Origin of the sequence: Klebsiella sp. I138, assembly GCF_051131765.1 — a bacterium.
GTDB lineage: Bacteria > Pseudomonadota > Gammaproteobacteria > Enterobacterales > Enterobacteriaceae > Klebsiella.
The window spans coordinates 2,549,899-2,571,273 of the sequence record NZ_CP180447.1; the positions used below are offsets into that span (position 1 = coordinate 2,549,899).

Sequence of the window (21,375 nt, forward strand, 5' to 3'; positions counted from 1 at the left end):
AACCCCTATATTAACCAAATAGCAGGGAATAAGAGTGTCACAACTACTTTTAGCCGTTTTTGTTGGTGGGGGTACCGGTAGCGTGCTGCGCTGGTGGTTAGGAATGAAGTTCAATCCAATGCATCATGCCATTCCCATTGGTACACTCGCGGCAAACCTGCTAGGCGCATTTATTATTGGTGCCGGGCTGGCGTGGTTTAATCGTCTGACGAACGTTGACCCGATGTGGAAACTGCTGATCACGACCGGATTTTGCGGCGGGCTGACCACTTTTTCGACCTTCTCATCGGAGGTGGTGTTTCTGCTGCAACAGGGCCGGTTCAGCTGGGCACTGCTGAATGTTCTGGTCAACCTGTTAGGTTCGTTCGCCATGACGGCTGCGGCATTCTGGCTCTTTTCTCACGCCGCCAGCCGCTAACCACAGGCAAAAAAAAACCCGCTCAGGGCGGGTTTTTATATTCTACTGACGCAATGCTTAGATAGCGTTTACGTTTGCAGCAGAAGGGCCTTTGGCACCGTTAGTGATTTCGAACTCTACACGCTGACCTTCAGCCAGAGTTTTGAAACCGTTGGACTGGATTGCAGAGAAATGTACGAATACATCTTTGCTGCCATCTTCCGGAGTAATGAAACCGAATCCTTTGGATTCATTAAACCACTTAACGTTACCTTTAATCTTAGACATCAAAATTACCTTTATATGAAAAAACGACACTGATACTGTGTCGGACACCAGTACATCAATTGTGATGCCTTTTGTCCAGTCCAAGTTTGTTAAAAAGTGACAAAAGTCGCTATCTTTTTTAGGAGGTCACGCCTTAGTTGTTGTTTTTTCAAAGGACAAATGACTTAGCTCTTTTGTTGCTAAGCTATACCAGCGCTAAAACTGAATACGGGCCCACGCGAACAAAACGTTGCCGTTATTGTAGGTGCCGGGGATATAGGTCATCTGGAAGGTCGCAGGACCGTAACCAATTGATGCCAATGGCAAAATGACTGGAATTGGAATGTAATTCCAGTTATCTCGCGCCGTCACGCCCAGCGTGTATCCCAGTCCGAGATGGAAGTTATCGTCCGCCAGCGGGCGCCAGGTTTTCTCCCAGCCATAGCCGCCAATCGGCTCCCATTTGTTAAATGAGTCCTTAAAAGCCATCAGATAGATGCCATGCCAGTTGCCTTTATCATCCCAACGCGAAACGCCGAATCCAGCTCCCCAGGGACGCTCGTTATACTCATCGGTCTTTTCTTTGTCATAGGCAAAGCGGGCATGCCAGGTAATCGCGGGAACATACAGATCGTAGTGTTCAGGTTCCTGCCAGGTCTCCACGACGTTATCACTTAATGTGTTATACCCATCGCGAATGGACGACGTAAATGACGCATTAGCCGCGCTACCAGAGAGCATTAACCCTAAAAAAACAAGAATAAACAATACGAACTGACGTAGTCTCAACACTTATCTATTACCAATATTGATTTTAAAGCGCATTAAGTTAACAAGTATAATCTTAATATTACCTTAACGAAATTAGGCAAACTCTTGATTTACGATCGTAAAAACGCCGCTGTTTCTACCATTCTCGTTTTGTGATGCTCCCCTCCCCTCCGCTTTTGATTGCCGGATTCTCATCGGTTTATTGATTTGCATCAGCATGTTTCGCCCATTTATTAGGCACATTCGCTCACTTAATTTTTTCTTCACTTTATTTATTAGCAGATTCTTTGGGTAAAGGGCTTAGGGGTAAAAAATGCTTACGCTAGTTGAGATCCTGATTGGGATTGTGGTCATTGTGGGTGTTGCCCGCTATATCATTAAAGGGTATTCCGCCACCGGCGTACTCTTCGTCGGCGGTCTGACGCTGCTCATCGTCAGCGCGTTGATGGGACACAAAATTTTACCCGGCGAGACGAAAAGCACGGGGTATTCCGCCACCGATATCATCGAGTACGTCAAAATTCTCCTGATGAGCCGCGGCGGCGATTTGGGCATGATGATCATGATGCTCTGCGGATTCGCCACCTATATGACCCATATTGGCGCTAACGATATGGTGGTGAAGCTGGCCTCGAAACCGCTGCGCTATATCAACTCCCCTTATCTGCTGATGATCGCCGCCTATTTCGTGGCCTGCCTGATGTCGCTGGCCGTCTCCTCGGCCACCGGTCTGGGGGTTCTGCTGATGGCCACGCTGTTCCCGGTCATGGTGAACGTCGGAATCAGCCGCGGTGCGGCGGCGGCAATTTGCGCCTCACCGGCGGCGATTATCCTCTCGCCGACCTCCGGTGACGTAGTCCTGGCCGCCAAAGCGGCGGAAATGCCGCTCATCGACTTTGCCTTTAAAACCACGCTGCCGATCTCCATCGTCGCGATTATCAGCATGGCCATTGCCCATTTCTTCTGGCAACGCTATCTGGATAAAAAAGAGAACGTCGTTCACGAAATGCTTGATGTGAATGAAATCACCACCACCGCACCGTCTTTCTACGCCCTGTTGCCGTTTACACCGATTATTGGCGTGCTGATTTTCGACGGCAAATGGGGTCCGGAGCTGCATATTATTGCCATCCTCGTACTCTGCATGTTGCTGGCGGCAGTGCTGGAGTTTTTCCGCGGCTTTAACACCAAAAACGTTTTTGCCGGACTGGAAGTGGCCTACCGTGGCATGGCCGATGCCTTCGCTGGCGTCGTCATGCTGCTAGTCGCCGCGGGCGTCTTTGCCCAGGGCCTGAGCACCATTGGTTTTATTAATAGCCTGATCTCGATAGCCACGTCGTTTGGTTCAGCCAGCATCATTTTAATGCTAGTGCTGGTCATTCTGACAATGCTGGCTGCCATGACGACCGGGTCCGGTAACGCACCGTTTTACGCCTTCGTGGAGATGATCCCAAAACTGGCCCACTCTTCGGGCATCAACCCGGCTTACCTGTCGATTCCCATGCTGCAGGCTTCAAACCTGGGCCGGACAATTTCACCCGTTTCCGGCGTCGTGGTCGCGGTGGCCGGGATGGCGAAAATCTCGCCGTTCGAAGTGGTGAAGCGGACTTCTGTCCCGGTTATCGTTGGTCTGCTGGTGGTGATTATCGCCACCGAAGTTCTGGTTCCCGGCAGCGCGATTCAATAAACGCGAAAAGGCGCCAGCAGGCGCCTTTTTATGCTTTAATCATTTCCTGTAAATCATTGTCACCCACTATCAGGAATAAAAATGTTCAGGAAGGATTTCGTCGCCATTGCCCTTTTACTCACGGCAACCCAGGCCGGCGCTGAACCACTTACCGCAACCCAATATGGCGATTTCGACCGTTATGTGCTGGCTTTGTCCTGGCAAACGGGATTCTGTCAAAGCATGCATGACCGAAACCGCAGCGAGCCGGAAGAGTGTCGTCTGCAGCAGGAATTACCCAATAAAGCGGATTTCCTGACGGTGCATGGTCTCTGGCCCGGTCTGCCTAAATCCATCGCGGCCCGCGGCGTTGACGATCGGCGCTGGATGCGTTTTGGCTGTGCCACCCGCCCCGTACCCAACATGCCTGAAGTGCAGGCCGGACGTAAATGCCAGGCGGCAGAAACCGGGCTGTCTCTCGAAATGGCGAACAAACTCAACAGCGTCATGCCGGGTTCCGGCGGCAATTCATGCCTCGAACGCTACGAATATGCGAAACACGGCGTCTGCTTTGGCTTCGATCCGGACAGCTACTTCGGTACGATGGTGCGTCTTGGCGGCGAAGTGAAGCAGAGTCCGCTGGGCATTTTCCTGGCAAAACACTACGGGCAGAGCGTCAGCCGCGACGACTTCGATGCCGCAATCGCGCAGGCTTATGGCAAGCAGAGCGTGAAAGCATTTAAGCTGACCTGTAACGGTAACCCGGCCTACCTGACCGAAATGCAAATCGCCCTTAAAGCGGAAACCATTAATCAGCCGCTTTCCGCAGATTCCTTCCTGCCGCAGCCCCATCCGGGGAATTGTGCGAAGCAATTTGTGATTGATAAAGCCGGTAACTGATGATTCGGCGGCGTAAGCCGCCGGTATGCTAGGCGCGAATAAAATCCAGTAAATCCTGGTTTATCTGGTGTTTATGGGTCGTACAGATCCCATGAGATCCACCTTGATAGACCTTTAATTCGCCATCAGGCAACAGCTGAGCCGCCACCTTCCCGCAGGTTTCGAACGGTACAATCTGGTCATCATCGCCATGAATAACAAGGGTCGGGATCGTCATTTTGCGCAGGTCCTCGCGCAGATCGGTTTCCGAAAAGGCTTTAATGCAGTCATAAAGGGCTTTAATCGACCCCTGTAATCCTTGCTCAACAAACCCTTCGCGTACCGCTTTTGACTCTTTGGCTCCGTCGCGGTTGTAGCCGTAGAACGCAGCTGTCAGCTCATAGAAGAACGCGCCCCGATCCTCAATAACCCCTTCCCTGATGCTGTCGAATACCGCTTTGGGAACGCCGCCAGGGTTGAAATCAGTCTGAAGCATAATCGGCGTCACGGCACTAATCAGAACCGCTTTCGCGACCCGATCGGTGCCGTGCCGGCCGATATAACGCGCGACTTCTCCACCGCCGGTTGAGTGTCCGACGTGAACGGCATCACGTAAATTCAGGTGAGCCGTGAGCTGCGCCAGATCGTCAGCATACTGATCCATATTATGCCCGTCCCAGGGCTGTGCAGAACGGCCATGTCCCCGACGATCGTGAGCAATAACGCGGAATCCCTGCGATCCGAGGAACAGCATTTGATCTTCAAAAGCATCAGCCGTCAGCGGCCAACCGTGGCTAAACACCACCGGCTGCCCGCTCCCCCAATCTTTAAAATACAGATAACTACCATCGTTGAGAGTAAGTTTGTCAAAACCGCTCATTTGAGTCTCCTGTATTGGAAGGGTACTACCTGATACAGCTTAAAAAGGATAAGACAGATTTTTCGGTTGTGACGGCATTAGCATAAATTTCATATGTTGCTTTCTGCGATCATCGCTTAATGTGCGTTTAATCACTTCAAACCGCCGACAAGTCTCAGTATGATGGGATGACATTAACCCTTGCCTTTACGGTGAGGGTTTTCTTTTACGGACAGGTTCCTGGATAACACGGAGTATGCGATGACCAGACCCGCAATCATCATTAATGAGCTCGATGCTGAACGCATCGACAGGCTGCTCGAGCAGCCGGCTTTCGCTAATTCCCCGGTCGCAGACGCGCTGAACGACGAACTGGATCGTGCACAAATGCTGGCACCGGAAGCGATGCCGTCGGATGTTGTCAGCATGAACAGTAAAGTCAGATTCCGCGATTTGAGCAACGGTGAAGAACGCGTGCGGACCCTGGTGTTTCCCTCGCAGGTGACGGACAGCGCCACTCAGCTTTCCGTACTCGCCCCCGTCGGCGCCGCGCTGCTCGGTTTGAAAGTCGGCAGTGCGATTCACTGGGAATTGCCCGGCGGCACATCAGCGCATCTTGAAGTACTGGAGCTGCTCTATCAGCCGGAAGCCGCAGGTGAGTTTCATCGTTAATTCCCCCACTGCCTGAGGCGTTTCACGCTTTCTTCAGAGGATGTCTTTACATCCTCTTTCTGCCCCTCTCTTGCTGCTCTGACAAAATTTTACCCTTACCTTCTCCTGAGCTGACAGTTTTGCGACCTGAATGACACTATATCTTCGTATAATATGTTGATATAGAAACAGTCGAACAAGGAGAAATGCATATGTATAAAACTATCATTATGCCGGTTGATGTTTTTGAGATGGAGTTGAGCGACAAGGCCGTCCGCCACGCGGAATTTTTAGCCCAGCAGGATGGTATTATTCACCTGCTCCACGTCCTGCCCGGGTCGTCCAGCTTCACGATGAGCCGCTTCACCGCCGATCTGCGCCGTTTTGAAGAACATCTCCAGCACGAAGCGGAAACGCGCCTGAAAACGATGGCGGGTCATTTCAGCATTGACCCTTCACGGATCAAAATGCACGTCCGCTTCGGTAGCGTGCGGGATATGGTGAACGAACTGGCGAACGAAATTAAGGCCGATGTGGTCGTGATTGGTTCCCGTAATCCCTCTATCAGCACCCACCTGCTCGGGTCTAATGCCTCAAGCGTCATTCGCCATGCCCACATTCCGGTGATGGTCGTCCGCTAGCGCAGAACGATAAAGAAAGAGGCTACCCAAGGGTAGCCTCTTTTATATGCAGGTGTAGTCTTACTTTATTATGCGGTTTTGGTACGAATCAGATAATCAAACGAACTCAGAGACGCTTTTGCCCCCTCGCCCGCGGCGATAATAATCTGTTTGTACGGCACGGTGGTGCAGTCGCCAGCGGCAAACACGCCCTTGACGTTGGTTTCACATTTCGCGTCGATGATAATTTCGCCCATCCGGTTGCGCTCGATGGCGCCTTCCAGCCAGGTCGTATTGGGCAGCAGTCCAATCTGGACGAAAATCCCCGCCAGCCCGATATGGTGCTCATCTCCGCTGATCCGGTCACGATACTGCAGCCCGGTAACTTTGCTGCCATCACCCGTGACTTCAGTGGTCTGCGCGTTGAGAATGATATCAACGTTTTTCAGGCTACGAACTTTATCCTGCAGGACCTGGTCGGCTTTCATTTCCGGCGCAAACTCCAGCAGAGTCACGTGCTCAACCAGGCCAGCCAGATCGATTGCCGCTTCAACGCCGGAGTTACCGCCGCCGATAACCGCCACGCGTTTACCTTTAAACAACGGGCCGTCGCAGTGCGGGCAATAGGTGACCCCTTTAGTACGATACTGATCTTCGCCCGGCACATTCATGTTGCGCCATTTTGCCCCGGTGGCAATAATCACGCTGCGCGCTTTCAGCACCGCGCCAGAGGCCGTTTCAATCTGATGCAGGCCGCCTTCCACCGCTGCCGGGATCAGTTTCGCCGCGCTCTGGGAGTCAATCACATCCACATCATAGTCGCTGACGTGAGCTTTCAACGCCCCGGCCAGCTTCTGTCCTTCTGTTTTTGGCACAGAGATGTAGTTTTCGATATCCACAGTATCCAGTACCTGGCCACCGAAACGTTCTCCCATCAGACCGGTACGAATGCCTTTACGCGCAGAGTAGACGGCCGCTGCGGCGCCTGACGGGCCGGAACCAACAATCAGCACATCATAAGCCTCACGCTTGTTCAGCTCTTCCGCCGCACGTTTTTCAGCGCCGGTATCGACCTTCGCAACAATTTCCGTCAACGTCATACGACCCTGACCAAACTCCTGACCATTCATAAAGACGGCCGGAACACCCATCACGTTGCGATCGGTAATTTCGTTCTGGAAAGTCCCGCCGTCAATCGCCGTATGTTTAATACGCGGGTTCAGGACCGCCATCAGGTTCAGCGCCTGCACGACATCCGGGCAGTTGTGGCAAGAGAGCGAGTAATAGGTTTCAAACTCAAAATCACCGTCGAGATCGCGGATCTGCTCCAGCAAAGACTGGGTTTCTTTGGAAGGATGACCGCCGGTCCACAGCAGCGCCAGCACCAAAGAGGTGAATTCATGTCCCAGCGGGGAACCGGCAAAACGCGGCCCATGGAGAGAGCCTGGATTCGCAATCAGGAAAGAGGGCTTGCGGACAGGCAAGCTGTTATCTTCTCTGAAGGTCACTTTTTCCGACAGTTCGGCGATTTCAGCCAGCAGTTCCTTGATTTCTGCCGATTTTGCGCTGTCATCCAGCGTGGCAACCAGCTCAACAGGTTTGGTCAGTTTCTCAAGGTAGGCCTTGAGCTGGGTTTTCATGTTGGTGTCGAGCATTATTCATCTCCTGCTTAAAAAACATCATCATGCAAGCGGCCTTACGGGCTGCCTGAATGCGGCTTGCATCATGGGGTTTTGAATAAAAACGGGTGTCGAAACACCCGTTTACTGTCGTCGGTTTCCGAACTATTTCCCGTCAGAGCCAGGCAACGCCGCTATGACGGGAAAGGCAATGGAAATTTAGATTTTGCCGACCAGGTCCAGAGACGGAGCCAGAGTTGCTTCGCCTTCTTTCCATTTAGCCGGGCAAACTTCGCCTGGGTGAGAAGCAACGTACTGAGCAGCTTTGATTTTACGCAGCAGGTCAGATGCGTCACGGCCGATACCTTCAGCGGTAACTTCGATAGCCTGAATGATACCCTGCGGGTCTACAACGAAGGTTGCACGGTCTGCCAGACCTTCGTCTTCACGCATGTTGTCGAAGTTACGGGTCAGGGCGCCAGTCGGGTCGCCGATCATCGCGTATTTGATTTTCGCGATGGTGTCAGAGCTGCTGTGCCATGCTTTGTGGGTGAAGTGGGTATCGGTAGAAACGGAATACACGTCTACGCCCAGTTTCTGCAGTTCTTCGTAATGGTCTGCAACGTCGCCCAGTTCGGTCGGGCATACGAAGGTGAAGTCAGCCGGATAGAAGAAGAATACGCTCCAACGGCCTTCGGTGTCTTTCTCGGTAACTTCGATGAATTCACCGTTTTTGAATGCCTGGTTTTTAAAAGGTTTAATTTTAGTGTTAATCAAGGACATCTATACTTCCTCCGTGTTTTCGTTGAGGTCTAAGTTAACGAACTTTTCCTGATTCGACCAATGCGTTTGCATTATCAAATCAATAAGCGATATCTAACAACCGGAACAAGACAACTTTGTGAACCCGTCGCGACCATCGCTACGTTTCGTTACTTTTGCATCCCGCCGCACTGAAAGTAAAAAGGCCACCCTATTCAGGCGGCCCCGTTACCTGAAATACCCGCAGGTAGGTTCAGTGCCAGACAAGCTGGCTATGTGTTGCGCTCTACATTACCTTAATGTAACAGCAGGGCCGATTACACCATCCGCCGCATCAAAGGGCAATCAGCCTGCGAGCAAGTCTCACCTATAGCTGTGATAGGCTTCATCATTTTTTCACCTTATGCATTGATTTAACAAGGAATAATCATGTTAAAACGTCTGTTTTTCCTGAGTTTTTTACCCTTTTTCTGCCAGGCAGAAGATCTCCCGGCGCCCGTAAAAGCAATAGAAAAACAGGGTATTACCATTATTAAGCCCTTTGAGGCACCGGGCGGGATGAAGGGCTGGCTAGGGAAATATCAGGATATGGGGGTCGCTATCTACCTGACGCCAGACGGTAAGCACGCTATCTCCGGCTACATGTATGATGAAAATGGCAATAATCTGAGTGAACAACTGTTCCAGAAAGAGCTCTACACGCCGGCAGGCCAGGCGATGTGGAAGAAAATGGAAGCCGCCAACTGGCTGCTGGAAGGGAAAAAAGAGGCGCCGGTGATTCTGTATGTCTTTGCCGATCCCTTCTGTCCGTATTGTCAGCAATTCTGGCAGCAGGCTCGTCCATGGGTAGAATCAGGCAAAGTACAGATTCGCACGCTGCTGGTCGGGGTTATCAAACCCGAAAGCCCGACGACAGCCGCTGCCATCCTCGCCACCCGCGATCCGGCAAAAACATGGCATGACTACGAACAATCTGCCGGGAAAATGAAAATTGAGATCCCGGCCAATCTGTCAGCAGAAAAAGTGAAGATCGTCAGCGAGAACCAGCAGTTAATGGACGAACTTGGCGCGAACGCAACGCCAGCTATTTACTACATGAACAAAGAAAATATGCTGCAACAGGTCGTCGGGCTACCTGAAGCTGACAAATTACCGGTGATGATGGGCGATAAGTAACCCGCTCGCCTCTGCTTTCTGGCCAGGTTCCTGCGGTAAAAGAACCTGGTCAATGCCTCTTCAGTCATATACATTCAGCAATAGCGTTGAATAACGGTCATAATATATTCATAAAGTGAATTATTACAAAAATAAAATACAGAATATAAATAACATTTATCACCACGACTGAACCCGGATATTAACCATGGCGAACTTATACGGCCTGAAAAAATTCGATCTTAACCTGCTGGTTGTTTTTGAATGTATCTATCAACACCTGAGCATTAGCCGGGCGGCGGAAACGTTATTTATTACGCCATCGGCCGTGAGTCAGTCATTACAACGTCTGCGTAATCAGATTAACGACCCTCTGTTTATTCGTTCAGGTAAAGGGATTATCCCCACTAAAACGGGTATCAACCTGCATTATCTCCTCGAAAGAAACCTTTGCCAGATAGAGCAAACCATTAACATTGCCAGCCACACGCGGCTGAGAAAAAATGTTGTTATTTATAGCCCTCAGCTCTTTATTACCCCTGAATCTTCACGCTTAATGAATGCGCTCTACCAGGATCCCAATATGCAGGTCGAACACCATGACCTGCAGCTCACCAGCGGATCCATAGAGAGCCTGCTGTCTCATCGCAAAGCCGACCTGATATTAAGCTTATCGCCATACGAAAGCCCCGAGACGCTCTGCCAGCCCTTTCAGGCGGTAGAAATGGCGCTGGTCTGTCGCGCATGTCATCCGCGGGCCGCAGACCTGAATGCCCGAGAGGCCATCACCCGGGAACGCTTTACCGGATATCTATCAAATGAGGTCGGAATAAAAGATTTCCATGCGCATATGAAAAAATGGATTCCTGAACGCATGATTGCCTTTCGCAGCGATTCTCTGATGGCAATTATCAACATGATTAATCAAACCGACCTCATCGGTTTTATCCCTAAAGCGCTCATTAACCATCCGCTCTTCACTCTGAACGTGAGAATACTGCCCGTCCCGGCGCCATCGATTATGATCTACATGGTGTATCACCGGGCACAAATGAATACGTCATTATTCTCTTCACTTTTCGAAAAAATAATAAAACCGCAACAGCAGATAAATAATTAAGGCAGTAAATAATAAAAACATAACCAATGCACCAACAAAATATAAACCACCAAAAAATGACGAGAGTTATTTTCTGGCGTAGCATGCCATGCAATAAAATCGTCAACGACACTTAAGGAACAGAGATCGTGACATTAATAAAACATTCGTTACCAGAATCCGTTTTGCAGGCCGCACAAAAACGAATTAAATGGCTGATGGATAATTTCTCGCGTATCTGTATCTCTTTTTCCGGCGGCAAAGACTCCACCGTCATGTTACATCTGGCCGCACTTCATGCGCGACGCACCGGCCGTAAAATCAGCGTGCTGTTTATCGACTGGGAAGCACAGTTTTCCTGCACCATAACCCACTGTGAAGCGCTTCGCGAAGCGTATCAGGATGTCATTGAGCAGTTTTATTGGGTCGCCCTGCCAATCACCACACAGAATTCACTCAGTCAGTTTGCGCCAGAATGGCAATGCTGGGAACCCGGTACCCCCTGGGTCCGACAGCCACCGTCGCACGCGATTACCGATCCCGGCTATTTTTCTTTTTACTACCCGGGAATGAGTTTCGAAACCTTTGTTCGCGAATTTGCCGACTGGTTTTCCCGCAGTCGCCCCGCGGCGATTCTAGTGGGCATCCGCGCGGATGAATCCCTTAATCGCTTCAACACCATCTCGTCACGGCGCAAGCAGCGCTTTGCCGATGACAAGCCGTGGACCACCGCCACACCGGGTGGCCATGCGTGGTACGCCTACCCTATTTATGACTGGAAAACCGCTGATATCTGGACCTGGTTTGCCAAAAACGGGCATGCCTACAACCCGCTCTATGACCTGATGTATAAGGCTGGCGTACCGCTACGCTATATGCGCATCTGCGAGCCTTTCGGGCCTGAACAGCGCCAGGGGCTTTGGCTTTATCACGTTCTGGAGCCTGAACGCTGGGCCGCGATGTGCCAGCGGGTAAGCGGCGTAAGCTGCGGTGGCATCTACGCCGGCCAGGATAATCAGTTCTACGGGCACCGCAAACTGGAAAAGCCCGGGCACCATAGCTGGAAGAGCTATGCCTTGTTTTTACTCGACAGCATGCCGGAACAAACGGCCGAACATTACCGGAATAAAATTGCCGTCTACCTGCACTGGTATCAAAAACAGGGGATGGTGGATATTCCTGACAGCCAGAAGGCCGACACCGGGGCCAAAGATATTCCTTCCTGGCGACGCATCTGCAAGGTACTGCTGAATAATGATTACTGGTGCCGCATGCTCTCTTTCAGCCCGACAAAATCCCGCCACTACCAGCGCTACCGCGAACGAATGAGCCAAAAACGACAGCAATGGGGAATCTTATGCAACAACAAATAATGCAGGACCTTGAACGCTATCTGAACACTCTCCAGGATGCTGAACGCATCGGCGCACTGAACGCCTTCCGCCAGCTTCTACACCGCTACAGCCCGTTCAATTCGCACCCCGTTGACTGCGTCCTGTGGGTAAAGCAGGAGTGCGTTTCGCCGAATGATTACAACCCCAACAGCCTCGCCCCACCGGAAAAACGCCTGCTGCTCACCTCGCTGGAAACAGACGGTTTTACGCAGCCGATCGTCGTACTCAGGCATGATGAAGCACGCTACACCATCGTTGACGGGTTCCATCGCCACGAGCTCGGTAAAAGCAAGGCGCTGCTAAAAAAAGGGTTAAACGGCTATCTTCCGGTGACCTGTCTGCTAAGCCATTCCGCCAGTCGCGATACGCTGATGGCCGCCACCATTCGCCATAACCGCGCACGGGGTCGCCATCAGATCCCGGCCATGTCGGAGATAGTCCACGAACTGGCGAACCTCGGCTGGCCTGACGATAAAATCAGCAAAGAGCTGGGTATGGATGCTGATGAGGTGTTACGCCTGAAGCAAATTAACGGTCTTGCCGAACTGTTTGGCGACCGGCAGTTCTCTCAGGCGTGGACCGTTAAATAGCTATAGTTGGCACAGGCGCTCTGCCGCCGCCAGCAGAGTTGCCGGCTGTTTGGCAAAGCACAGTCGAATCAGCTTGTGCGGGAACGGTTCGGCGCAGAACACCGACAGCGGGATCGCCGCCACGCCTACTTCGGTCGTCAGCCAGCGGCAAAAACTCACGTCATCCAGGTCGGAAATCGCGCTGTAGTCCGCCAGCAGGAAATAGGTCCCCTCGCAGGGCAAAAGCGTCAGACGGCTGTCGCGCAGCGCCTCAATAAACAGATCGCGCCGTTCACGGTAGAACGTCGGCAGCTGACGATAGTGTTCCGGCTCGCCGCGCAGCATATCGGCGATAGCCTGCTGGGCTGGGGTATTCACAGCGAAGGTCAGATACTGATGAACCTTGCGCAGCTCGGCGCTTATCGCCGTCGGTGCAACACAGTAACCCACTTTCCAGCCGGTCATATGGAAGGTTTTACCAAACGAAGAGACCGCCACCGCCCGCTCGCGCAGCTGCGGGTGTGCCAGGACGCTGGCGTGCCCGCTTGGCGCAAAGCAGATATGCTCATAGACTTCATCGCTGATTACATAAATTTCATGGTCAGCAATTGCCTGCCACAGTGCGGCAAAATCCTCGCGCTGCCAGACCGTCGCCGACGGATTATGCGGCGTATTCAGGATAACCAGCCGGGTACGCTCGCTTAGCGCTGCGCCAAACGCCTGCCAGTCAACGCGAAAATGCGGCGGCTGGAGGGCAATACGTTTCAGTACGCCGCCAGAGAGCTCCACGGCCGGTGCGTAGCTGTCGTAGCTCGGGTCGAAACAGATGACTTCATCGCCGGTGCGCACCAGCGCCGTAATCGCCGCATACAGCGCCTCGGTGGCCCCCGCCGTGACGGTAATCTCGCTGTTTGCATCGGGGCGATAACCGTACAGCTCGGCAGTTTTATCGGCGATGGCTTCCCGCAGTGCCGGAACGCCGGTCATTGGCGCATACTGGTTCGCCCCTTGGGCGACGTGAAAGGCCAGGCGCTCTTGCAGATAGCGTGGCCCGTCAAAATCAGGGAACCCCTGCGACAGATTGATCGCCCGGTGCTCCAGCGCCAGCGCGCTCATTTGTGTAAATATGGTGGTCCCCAGAGAAGGGAGTTTACTTTCAGGAATCAGTGGCTTATTACTCATTTTATCTTGCCCGATTGTAATGCTGTTGTTGAAGCCACTATAACACGATGTTAATATTTGGCAATCAAGACGCTTAGACGTCTAAATGATAATGTTATGCCGGTTATCGCCTGACACCGCCCCATCACGGGCATCGCCCACTCTGGAGAAACCATGATCCGCGCTATCGTGACCGATATTGAAGGCACCACCAGCGACATTTCTTTTGTCCACAACGTGCTGTTTCCCTACGCCCGCGAACGGTTAGCGGGATTTATCACCGCCCAACAGTACGCCGAGCCGGTGAAGACAATTCTGGATAATCTACGCGCGGAAATCGACGCGCCCACCGCCGGTACCCCACAGCTGATTGATACGCTGTTCGCGTTTATGGACCAGGATCGCAAATCAACGGCGCTTAAGGCGCTACAGGGTATTATCTGGCGCGAAGGGTATGTTAACGGCGACTTTACCGGTCATCTCTATCCTGATGTCCTGCCTGCACTGGAAAGATGGAAGTCACAGGGGATTGATTTATATATATATTCCTCGGGATCCGTGGCAGCGCAGAAATTGTTATTTGGCTACAGCGATGAAGGTGATATTACTCATTTATTCAGTGGCTATTTCGATACGCTGACGGGCGCCAAGCGCGAAACGCAGTCCTATCGCAATATTGCAGAACAGCTGGGGCATCATCCGGCAACGATTCTGTTCCTCTCCGATATTCATCAGGAGCTGGATGCAGCAGAAGAAGCGGGTTTTCGCACAATCCAGCTGGTACGCGGCGACCGCGATCCTGCCAGCCATCACCCGCAGGTTCAGCGTTTTGACGACATTCATCCGGAGCAGATCCCAGCATGAGCGCATTAACGATTTATTCAGAAAAAGACGCCGGTACGCCCCTCTGGCACAGCACAGACGGCGGTGAAATTCAGCAGCAGCTCAACGCCAAAGGAGTGCGTTTCGAGCGCTGGCAGGCCGACCGAGATTTAGGCCCCTCCCCAACGGCGGAAACGGTGCTCGATGCCTACCAGCACGCCATTGCGAAGCTGGTAGCAGAAAAAGGCTACCAGAGCTGGGACGTGATCAGCCTGCGCGCCGACAACCCGCAGAAAGAGGCGCTGCGCGCGAAGTTCCTCAATGAACATACCCACGGTGAGGACGAAGTCCGCTTCTTCGTTGAAGGTGCCGGGTTGTTCTGCCTGCATATTGGCAGTGAAGTGTTCCAGGTGCTCTGCGAGAAGAACGATCTGATTTCGGTGCCCGCCGACACGCCGCACTGGTTTGATATGGGTTCGGAGCCAGACTTCACTGCGATCCGCATTTTTGATAACCCGGAAGGCTGGGTGGCAAAATTTACCGGGAATGATATTGCCGACGCCTATCCGCGCCTGGCTTAACTCACGACACGGCATCCGCCAGCGCGACGCACTCTCCGCGCTGGCCAGGAAGCGATTAGCCGCTCAGCTACGGTCGTAGCGGCGGCGCAGCAGCTCGCACTCGAATAAAAACTCCAGCCCCTCCAGCTGACGCCGCGCTTCCTCGACATCTTTCCCCCAGCAGGTCAACCCGTGGCCACGAAGCAGGAAACCGTAGCGCAGCTGTTGGGTCTGAGCATGATCTTCAATGCGCAGCGCCAGGGCATCGATATCCTGATCGTTATCAAAAATCGCCACCGGCACCGCGTCCAGATGGCTACGCTGCCCGGTCAGCGTTTTCTGCATTTCGTAGCCCTGAAGCAGCAAAACATCGCTCTGCTCAATGCGCGAAAGAACGGTGGCGTTAACGGTATGAACGTGCAGCACAACATTGGCCTGTGGGAACAGGCGGTAAATCAGCGTATGCAGCCCGGTTTCGGCAGAGGGTTTACGCCCGGAAGGCGCCTGATTCGTCGCGATCTCCACCTGCAAAAAATCCTCGGTGGTCAGGCCGCCTTTATCGCGCCCCGACTCGCTGAGCCAGCACCAGGACTCGTCCTGACGTACCGACATATTGCCACCGGTAGCCGGTGCCCAGCCTTTCGCACCGATCCAATGACAGGCGGTGACCAGTTGCGCGAGTCTTTCTTGCCACATAGCAGTTCCTTAGTTTAGCGATGTTAACTAGCCTGATGAAAAGTACTTTAGCCGTCTAAATGGCTATTTAGCTGATACTAACACCGCCAGCTTAAGCGAACAATATTTCAGGAAAATCTTGCATTAATAATGGCTATATCAGAACGGCATATGAAATTACCGTTTTTAACAACGATACAACCATATGTTTTCATGAAGCCAATATTACTGGCGATGGATTAGCCAAAAAACGGATAGTCGCTCCACAAGAAAGCCGGAAAAACACGAGCTCAATGTCTTAAACAGCGCCGGAATCAGTCTCAACGTCAGCTTGCTTTATGCCGTGAGCCGCTGCCCCATCGCGGTGCAAAACTTTGCACTATGCACACTCCTCTGGCAATCGTCGGCTGACAAGCGACTTTTTATGTGCACTCTGCCCACTGCATTGTGTCATCCGCGCCTTGATTTTGTTGGCATATCTCTTGCTATCTCTCTGGCATCGCCATTCGGATAGCCACTCAGAGGTTCCACAATGTCAAACAGCAATGATTTTCCGCTCGTCGAAGCGCCAGCCTCCGGGCGTAAGGGCGTATTTTCGATCTCCATGGTTCTGTTCAGCTTCACTTTTTTTACCGGCACAATGTTCGCGGGCGGCAAACTTGGCGTCTCTTTTTCCATCGTCAATCTACTGTGGATTGCAGTTATCGGTAACTTTCTGCTGGCCCTGTACGCCGCATCGCTCGGCTGGATTGCCGCGCGTAGCGGGCTGAATACCGTACTGATGGGGCGTTTTTGCTTCGGGGAAATCGGCAGCAAGCTCGCCGATTTTATTCTCGGCTTCGCTGAGCTGGGCTGGTATGCATGGGGCACCGCAACGGTCGCCATCTCGCTGGTCAAAATCCTCGCCCTGCCCGCCGTCATGACCATTCCGTTGATGATCCTGTTCGGGATCCTGTTCTGCGTCACCGCGCTGGTGGGCTACAAGGGACTGGACGTGCTGTCGCGCGTGTCGGTACCGCTGATGTTCATTCTGCTGGTAGTTTCTATGTACCTCGCCGCCCATCACGTCGGCGGCTGGCAGGCGATGACCAAAATCGAACCCGGCGAAACCATGACCTGGTCGGCGGCCATCACGATGGTATTCGGCACCTTCGCCAGCGGCGCGACCCAGGCAACGAACTGGACGCGGCTGGCGAACTCCAGCCGCACCGCGATCGTCGCTAGCATGAGCAGCTTCCTTATTGGCAACGGGCTAATGATCGTTGCCGGAGCCTGGTGCGCTATCGTCTACCAGCAGGCCGATATCGTGGAGGTGCTGATTTTGCAGGGGCTGTCCGTCGCCGCAGTGGTGATGCTGTGCCTCAATCTGCTGACGATTCAGGGACCGACTATCTATAACGTCTCGGCAGCCGCCTGCCATCTGTTACGCAGCGAGCGACGCCGTACCCTGACCGTGGTCGCCGCCGGCGTCGGCATTCTGCTGGCCATTGGCGGTATGTATGAAATGCTGATCCCTTTCCTGGTCCTGCTGGGCAGCATCATTCCCCCCATCGGCGGCGTTATCCTCGCCGACTACTGGTTTTATCGCGGCGGCCGCTATCCGCGGCTGCAAACCACCCGTTTGCCGCGCTTTAACTGGCTGGGGCTTGGCGCCTACGCCGTAGGCGCGGTAGTGGCTTACCTGTCGCCATGGATCGCCCCGCTGGTTGGCATTACCGTTTCCGCGCTGATCTATATCGCTCTGACGCGTCTGAGCAAACGTCAGCCCGCCGCTGATTCGGTCGCGGAGCAGTAGCCATGAGTCTGACGGTCAGCGAAATCCTCGCCCTTGATGGCCTTTCCGCCATGCGCCTGCGGGCGGGCAAACAAGGGCTACAGCTGGCAGTTCGCTGGTACTACGTAGCCGAAAATGAAAATATCGCCGAATGGATCATGGGCGGGGAACTGGTGTTTATTACCGGGATCAACCACCCCCGTGATGAAGACAACCTGCTCCATCTGCTGATGGAAGGCAAACAGCGAGGGATCGCCGGAATGGTGATCCTGACCGGCGACGCCTATATTCAGGCGATCCCGCCACGCCTGCTCGCCCTTGCCGACGAGCTGGGCATTCCGCTGATCGAACAACCCTATCTGCTGAAGATGGTGATTGTGACCGAGCGCATCGGTACCGCGCTGGTGCGCAGCGAGAATGCCCTGCAATCCCAGCGCGATATTCTGATGCAGCTATTAACCGGCGACTATCCCGACCTGCAAATCCTGCATCAACGCGCGCTGCACCAGCAGCTGGATTTTACCCGCCCCCTACGGGTGGCGGCGCTGCGCCTTGAAGGGATACAGCGCCTGTTTCGCCAGCTTGCGCCGGAGCAGGCCGAGGCCTGGCTACAACAGGCCCGTCGTACCGTGCGCCAGCGCCTGCAGCAGCAGCTCAATCAACAGGGCAACCCCTTTCCCCTGGTAGAGCGCAGCAATATGTTTCTCTTCCTCCTTCCGGATGAAGAAGGCGAGTTTTATCAACAGAAAAAGTGGCTCCAGCAGTGGCTGCTTGCGCTGGCTGAAGGCGATGACGGGCTGTCGCTGCTGTGCGGTCTCTCGGCGCCGGTGCAGCAGCTGCAGGGATATCAGCGCGCCCTCTCACAGGCGCGTCAGGCCCTGGACCTCAGCGATAACCTGCGTCCAGCCCAGCGTATCAGCGACTATCAGCAGCTGGGCTTTATCAAGCTGCTCTCCGCCGTTAGCGACCCTGCCCTGCTGAACGATTTTATGCACGCTACCCTCGGCTGCCTGATCGAACCCGATCGCAAAAGTCCGTGGCTGCTGATGGAGACGCTGGAAACGCTGCTTCAGGAAAGCGGTAACGTGGTCAAGGCCGCCGAGCGGCTGGGCATTCACCGCAACACGCTGCATCAGCGAATCCAACGCATTGAAAAACTGACCCGCTATCCGGTCAGCCATCCGCAATTTCATCTCAACGCCTCTGTCGCCTTAGCTATCTGGCGTATGTCGCAAAACCATTTACGGGAACAACCATGAAAATTATCAACGCGCGCCTGCGCCATCAACAAGCGCTCTTTACCCTTGAATTACAGGATGGCCTGATTAAAAGCATTAGCCCGCAGGACGCCGCGCAGGCCGCTGACGCCAGCGATATCGACGCCCGGCAAAAGCTGGTTATTCCACCGTTTGTCGAACCGCATATCCACCTGGATGCCACCCTGACGGCGGGCGAGCCGGAGTGGAATATGAGCGGTACGCTGTTTGAGGGCATCGCCCGCTGGAGCCAGCGTAAAGCGAGCGTCACCGTTGAAGATACGCGCCAGCGGGCGCTGAAAACTATCGGGATGCTGCGCGATAATGGTGTGCAGCACGTGCGCACCCACATCGATGTCACCGATCCCTCCTTGACGGCGCTTGAGGCAATGCTGGCGGTAAAAAAAGAGGCGGCCCATCTTATTGATCTGCAAATCGTCGCCTTTCCGCAGGAGGGTATTGAATCCTTCCCCGGCGGACGCGAGCTGATGACCCGCGCCATCGAAATGGGTGCCGACGTGGTGGGCGGAATTCCGCATTATGAAAACACCCGCGATAAGGGCGTCAGCTCGCTGATTTTTTTGATGGACCTGGCCCAGCGCCACGGCTGCCTGGTGGACGTGCACTGCGATGAAACCGACGATCCGCAGTCACGCTTCCTGGAGGTGCTGGCGGAAGAAGCCCGGGTACGTGGTATGGGCGCCCAGGTGACTGCCAGCCATACCTGCGCCATGGGCTCCTACGATAATGCCTACTGTTCAAAGCTGTTCCGCCTGCTAAAAGCGTCGGGCATCAACTTTATCTCCTGTCCGACCGAAAGCATTCACCTGCAGGGGCGCTTCGACAGCTGGCCGAAGCGCCGCGGCGTCACGCGGGTGGCGGAGCTGGACCGCGCCGGGATTAACGTCTGCTTTGCTCAGGACTCCATTCAGGATCCGTGGTACCCGCTGGGCAACGGCAACATCATGCGCATCCTCGATGCCGGACTGCATATCTGCCATATGCTGGGCTATGAAGATTTGCAGCGCTGCCTCGATCTGATTACCGAGAACAGCGCCAGGACGCTGTGCCTTGGCGATAACTACGGTATTGCTGAAGGTCGCCCGGCAAACTTGCTGATCCTCGATGCGCACAACGACTATGACGCGGTGCGCCGCCAGGCCAAAGTGTTGACGTCTGTTCGTCACGGCAAAATCATTTTGCAGCGCGAGGCGGAACAGATTCACTACCCGGCATAAGCATAACGTTGACGCGGGACGCATCCCGCGTCAACCCGCTGCTCGCACAGGGATTTATGTGGTACCTTCTTACTACTTTTTCTGTGCCGACCATGGGTCCCAGAGCCGGCATGGGCTCACTGAGAACAACCCGTACCCTGACACTATGAGCGAAAAAAAATGGATTAAGGCTGAGGATGTTGCCCGACTCGCAGGCGTCTCCCGCTCCGCGGTTTCCCGCACCTTTACGCCCGGCGCATCGGTGGCGGAAAAAACCCGACAGAAAGTCCTCGCCGCGGCGGAAACACTAGGCTATCAGGTCAATATCATCGCCCGTGCGATGAATACCGGCAGCAGTAACTTTATCGGTATTGTCACCGCCGGGTTTGATAATCCTTTCCGCAGTAAGCTGCTGTCGCCGCTGGTCCATCAGCTGGCGCTCAACGGTTTTATGCCGCTGCTGATGAACGCCGACGATCCGCAGCAGCTCGCCCCGTCGCTCAAACAGTTGCTGAGCTACCACGTCGCGGGTGTCATTATCACTTCCGGGGCGCCGCCGCTGTCGCTGGCGGAGGAGTATCTGGAGCGAAAGATCCCGGTGACGCTTATCAACCGCCACGCCGACTTAGCCGGCTGCGATCGCGTATGCAGCGACAACGCCCAGGGCGCGAAGCTGGTGGCCGACCTGTTTGTTCAGCGCCAGTGGCGACAGGCCGGGTTTATTGGTGAAAGTCTGGATAACTTCAGCACCCGTCAGCGCTACGAAACGTTTGTTGCCCATACTCAAGGCATGGACGTCGCCGCACACTTCTGCGAAAGCAGTGGCTACCAGGCAGGCTTTGCCGCCGCCAGGCAGCTGCTCGCTGCACATCCGCAGCTCCAGGCGCTGTTCTGCGCCACCGATATGCTGGCGCTCGGGGCGCTGGATGGTCTGCGGGCGGATAACCCCGTCGCTTCGCTACCGGCCATTATTGGCTTCGATGATATTCCCCAGGCGGACTGGCAGCCCTACCAGCTGACCACCGTGCAGCAGAACACCGCCCTGCTCGCCCACCATGCGGTGGATCTACTGGTAACAAGAATCGCCAAATTTCACCTGCCGTCACGTCATCGCGAAGTGCCGGTGAAACTAATAATCCGTCAGAGTGCAAAATGAAAAATTCATTTTATGCCCGAACGATCACAGAATAATTTATTGAATC

The 21,375-nt window shown here is 53.8% G+C and carries 22 protein-coding genes; 15 read left to right on the forward strand and 7 right to left on the reverse strand.

Annotated elements, in window-relative coordinates; translation table 11 throughout:
• Positions 1-34 precede the first annotated feature (34 nt).
• Entirely contained in the window at positions 35-418 is a 384-nt protein-coding gene (gene crcB / locus ACMYSK_RS11925) for a fluoride efflux transporter CrcB (protein ID WP_434643303.1), read from the forward strand.
• A 57-nt stretch (positions 419-475) separates the two neighbouring features.
• On the opposite strand, the gene cspE is transcribed toward crcB, so the two are convergent.
• Positions 476-685 carry a transcription antiterminator/RNA stability regulator CspE gene (gene cspE / locus ACMYSK_RS11930; protein WP_004859511.1) on the reverse strand — a complete coding sequence of 70 codons (210 nt, stop codon included), beginning with the start codon at positions 683-685 and terminating at the stop codon, positions 476-478.
• 195 nt (positions 686-880) lie between these two features.
• The gene (gene pagP, locus ACMYSK_RS11935; RefSeq protein ID WP_434643306.1) at positions 881-1,456 is read right to left on the reverse strand and encodes a lipid IV(A) palmitoyltransferase PagP; all 576 of its coding nucleotides are present in this window, start codon (positions 1,454-1,456) and stop codon (positions 881-883) included.
• A gap of 292 nt (positions 1,457-1,748) precedes the next feature.
• Between pagP and dcuC the strand changes: the two genes are divergently transcribed.
• Both dcuC and rna read left to right on the forward strand, forming a co-directional pair.
• Positions 1,749-3,122 (forward strand): anaerobic C4-dicarboxylate transporter DcuC, encoded by a 1,374-nt coding sequence (gene dcuC, locus ACMYSK_RS11940; protein WP_434643309.1) that lies wholly within the window; start codon positions 1,749-1,751, stop codon positions 3,120-3,122.
• Positions 3,123-3,203: 81 nt separating this feature from the next.
• Positions 3,204-4,001, forward strand: coding sequence for a ribonuclease I (gene rna, locus ACMYSK_RS11945; protein ID WP_434643311.1), 798 nt, complete (start codon positions 3,204-3,206; stop codon positions 3,999-4,001).
• 28 nt (positions 4,002-4,029) lie between these two features.
• Here rna and ACMYSK_RS11950 read toward each other — a convergent pair whose 3' ends face one another.
• Entirely contained in the window at positions 4,030-4,860 is an 831-nt protein-coding gene (locus ACMYSK_RS11950) for an alpha/beta fold hydrolase (protein ID WP_434643313.1), read from the reverse strand.
• A gap of 240 nt (positions 4,861-5,100) precedes the next feature.
• Between ACMYSK_RS11950 and rnk the strand changes: the two genes are divergently transcribed.
• Positions 5,101-5,511 carry a nucleoside diphosphate kinase regulator gene (gene rnk / locus ACMYSK_RS11955; RefSeq protein ID WP_434643316.1) on the forward strand — a complete coding sequence of 137 codons (411 nt, stop codon included), beginning with the start codon at positions 5,101-5,103 and terminating at the stop codon, positions 5,509-5,511.
• A gap of 191 nt (positions 5,512-5,702) precedes the next feature.
• Positions 5,703-6,131 (forward strand): universal stress protein UspG, encoded by a 429-nt coding sequence (gene uspG / locus ACMYSK_RS11960; protein ID WP_434643319.1) that lies wholly within the window; start codon positions 5,703-5,705, stop codon positions 6,129-6,131.
• Positions 6,132-6,199: 68 nt separating this feature from the next.
• Here uspG and ahpF read toward each other — a convergent pair whose 3' ends face one another.
• Positions 6,200-7,765 (reverse strand): alkyl hydroperoxide reductase subunit F, encoded by a 1,566-nt coding sequence (gene ahpF / locus ACMYSK_RS11965; protein ID WP_434643322.1) that lies wholly within the window; start codon positions 7,763-7,765, stop codon positions 6,200-6,202.
• 183 nt (positions 7,766-7,948) lie between these two features.
• A complete protein-coding gene (gene ahpC / locus ACMYSK_RS11970; protein WP_004859485.1) occupies positions 7,949-8,512 on the reverse strand; it encodes an alkyl hydroperoxide reductase subunit C in 564 nt (187 codons plus the stop codon).
• A 408-nt stretch (positions 8,513-8,920) separates the two neighbouring features.
• Between ahpC and dsbG the strand changes: the two genes are divergently transcribed.
• From dsbG to ACMYSK_RS11990, 4 genes are all read left to right on the forward strand, one after another.
• Positions 8,921-9,667, forward strand: coding sequence for a thiol:disulfide interchange protein DsbG (dsbG, locus tag ACMYSK_RS11975; RefSeq protein WP_434643324.1), 747 nt, complete (start codon positions 8,921-8,923; stop codon positions 9,665-9,667).
• A gap of 187 nt (positions 9,668-9,854) precedes the next feature.
• Entirely contained in the window at positions 9,855-10,766 is a 912-nt protein-coding gene (citR, locus tag ACMYSK_RS11980; RefSeq protein WP_434643326.1) for a DNA-binding transcriptional repressor CitR, read from the forward strand.
• Between the two features lie 128 nt (positions 10,767-10,894).
• Positions 10,895-12,118, forward strand: coding sequence for a phosphoadenosine phosphosulfate reductase (locus tag ACMYSK_RS11985; protein ID WP_434643328.1), 1,224 nt, complete (start codon positions 10,895-10,897; stop codon positions 12,116-12,118).
• Complete coding sequence (locus tag ACMYSK_RS11990) at positions 12,103-12,729, forward strand: IbrB-like domain-containing protein (protein ID WP_434643330.1); 627 nt, start codon at positions 12,103-12,105, stop codon at positions 12,727-12,729. Before ACMYSK_RS11985 ends, ACMYSK_RS11990 begins: the two co-directional genes overlap by 16 nt.
• On the opposite strand, the gene ACMYSK_RS11995 is transcribed toward ACMYSK_RS11990, so the two are convergent.
• Positions 12,730-13,875 carry a pyridoxal phosphate-dependent aminotransferase gene (locus tag ACMYSK_RS11995; protein WP_434644058.1) on the reverse strand — a complete coding sequence of 382 codons (1,146 nt, stop codon included), beginning with the start codon at positions 13,873-13,875 and terminating at the stop codon, positions 12,730-12,732.
• Positions 13,876-14,043: 168 nt separating this feature from the next.
• Between ACMYSK_RS11995 and mtnC the strand changes: the two genes are divergently transcribed.
• Positions 14,044-14,733 (forward strand): acireductone synthase, encoded by a 690-nt coding sequence (gene mtnC / locus ACMYSK_RS12000; protein ID WP_434643332.1) that lies wholly within the window; start codon positions 14,044-14,046, stop codon positions 14,731-14,733.
• The gene (locus ACMYSK_RS12005; protein WP_434643334.1) at positions 14,730-15,272 is read left to right on the forward strand and encodes a 1,2-dihydroxy-3-keto-5-methylthiopentene dioxygenase; all 543 of its coding nucleotides are present in this window, start codon (positions 14,730-14,732) and stop codon (positions 15,270-15,272) included. Before mtnC ends, ACMYSK_RS12005 begins: the two co-directional genes overlap by 4 nt.
• Before the next feature lie 63 nt (positions 15,273-15,335).
• Here the strand turns inward: ACMYSK_RS12005 and ACMYSK_RS12010 are convergent, their stop codons facing one another.
• Complete coding sequence (locus ACMYSK_RS12010; protein ID WP_434643337.1) at positions 15,336-15,947, reverse strand: methylthioribulose 1-phosphate dehydratase; 612 nt, start codon at positions 15,945-15,947, stop codon at positions 15,336-15,338.
• 511 nt (positions 15,948-16,458) lie between these two features.
• On the opposite strand from ACMYSK_RS12010, the gene codB reads away from it, so the two are divergent.
• From codB to ACMYSK_RS12030, 4 genes are all read left to right on the forward strand, one after another.
• Positions 16,459-17,721 (forward strand): cytosine permease, encoded by a 1,263-nt coding sequence (gene codB / locus ACMYSK_RS12015; RefSeq protein WP_434643339.1) that lies wholly within the window; start codon positions 16,459-16,461, stop codon positions 17,719-17,721.
• 2 nt (positions 17,722-17,723) lie between these two features.
• Complete coding sequence (locus ACMYSK_RS12020) at positions 17,724-18,959, forward strand: PucR family transcriptional regulator (protein ID WP_434643342.1); 1,236 nt, start codon at positions 17,724-17,726, stop codon at positions 18,957-18,959.
• A complete protein-coding gene (gene codA / locus ACMYSK_RS12025) occupies positions 18,956-20,194 on the forward strand; it encodes a cytosine deaminase (protein WP_434643345.1) in 1,239 nt (412 codons plus the stop codon). Before ACMYSK_RS12020 ends, codA begins: the two co-directional genes overlap by 4 nt.
• Before the next feature lie 145 nt (positions 20,195-20,339).
• Positions 20,340-21,329 carry a LacI family DNA-binding transcriptional regulator gene (locus ACMYSK_RS12030; RefSeq protein WP_434643347.1) on the forward strand — a complete coding sequence of 330 codons (990 nt, stop codon included), beginning with the start codon at positions 20,340-20,342 and terminating at the stop codon, positions 21,327-21,329.
• The last annotated feature ends 46 nt before the right edge of the window (positions 21,330-21,375 follow it).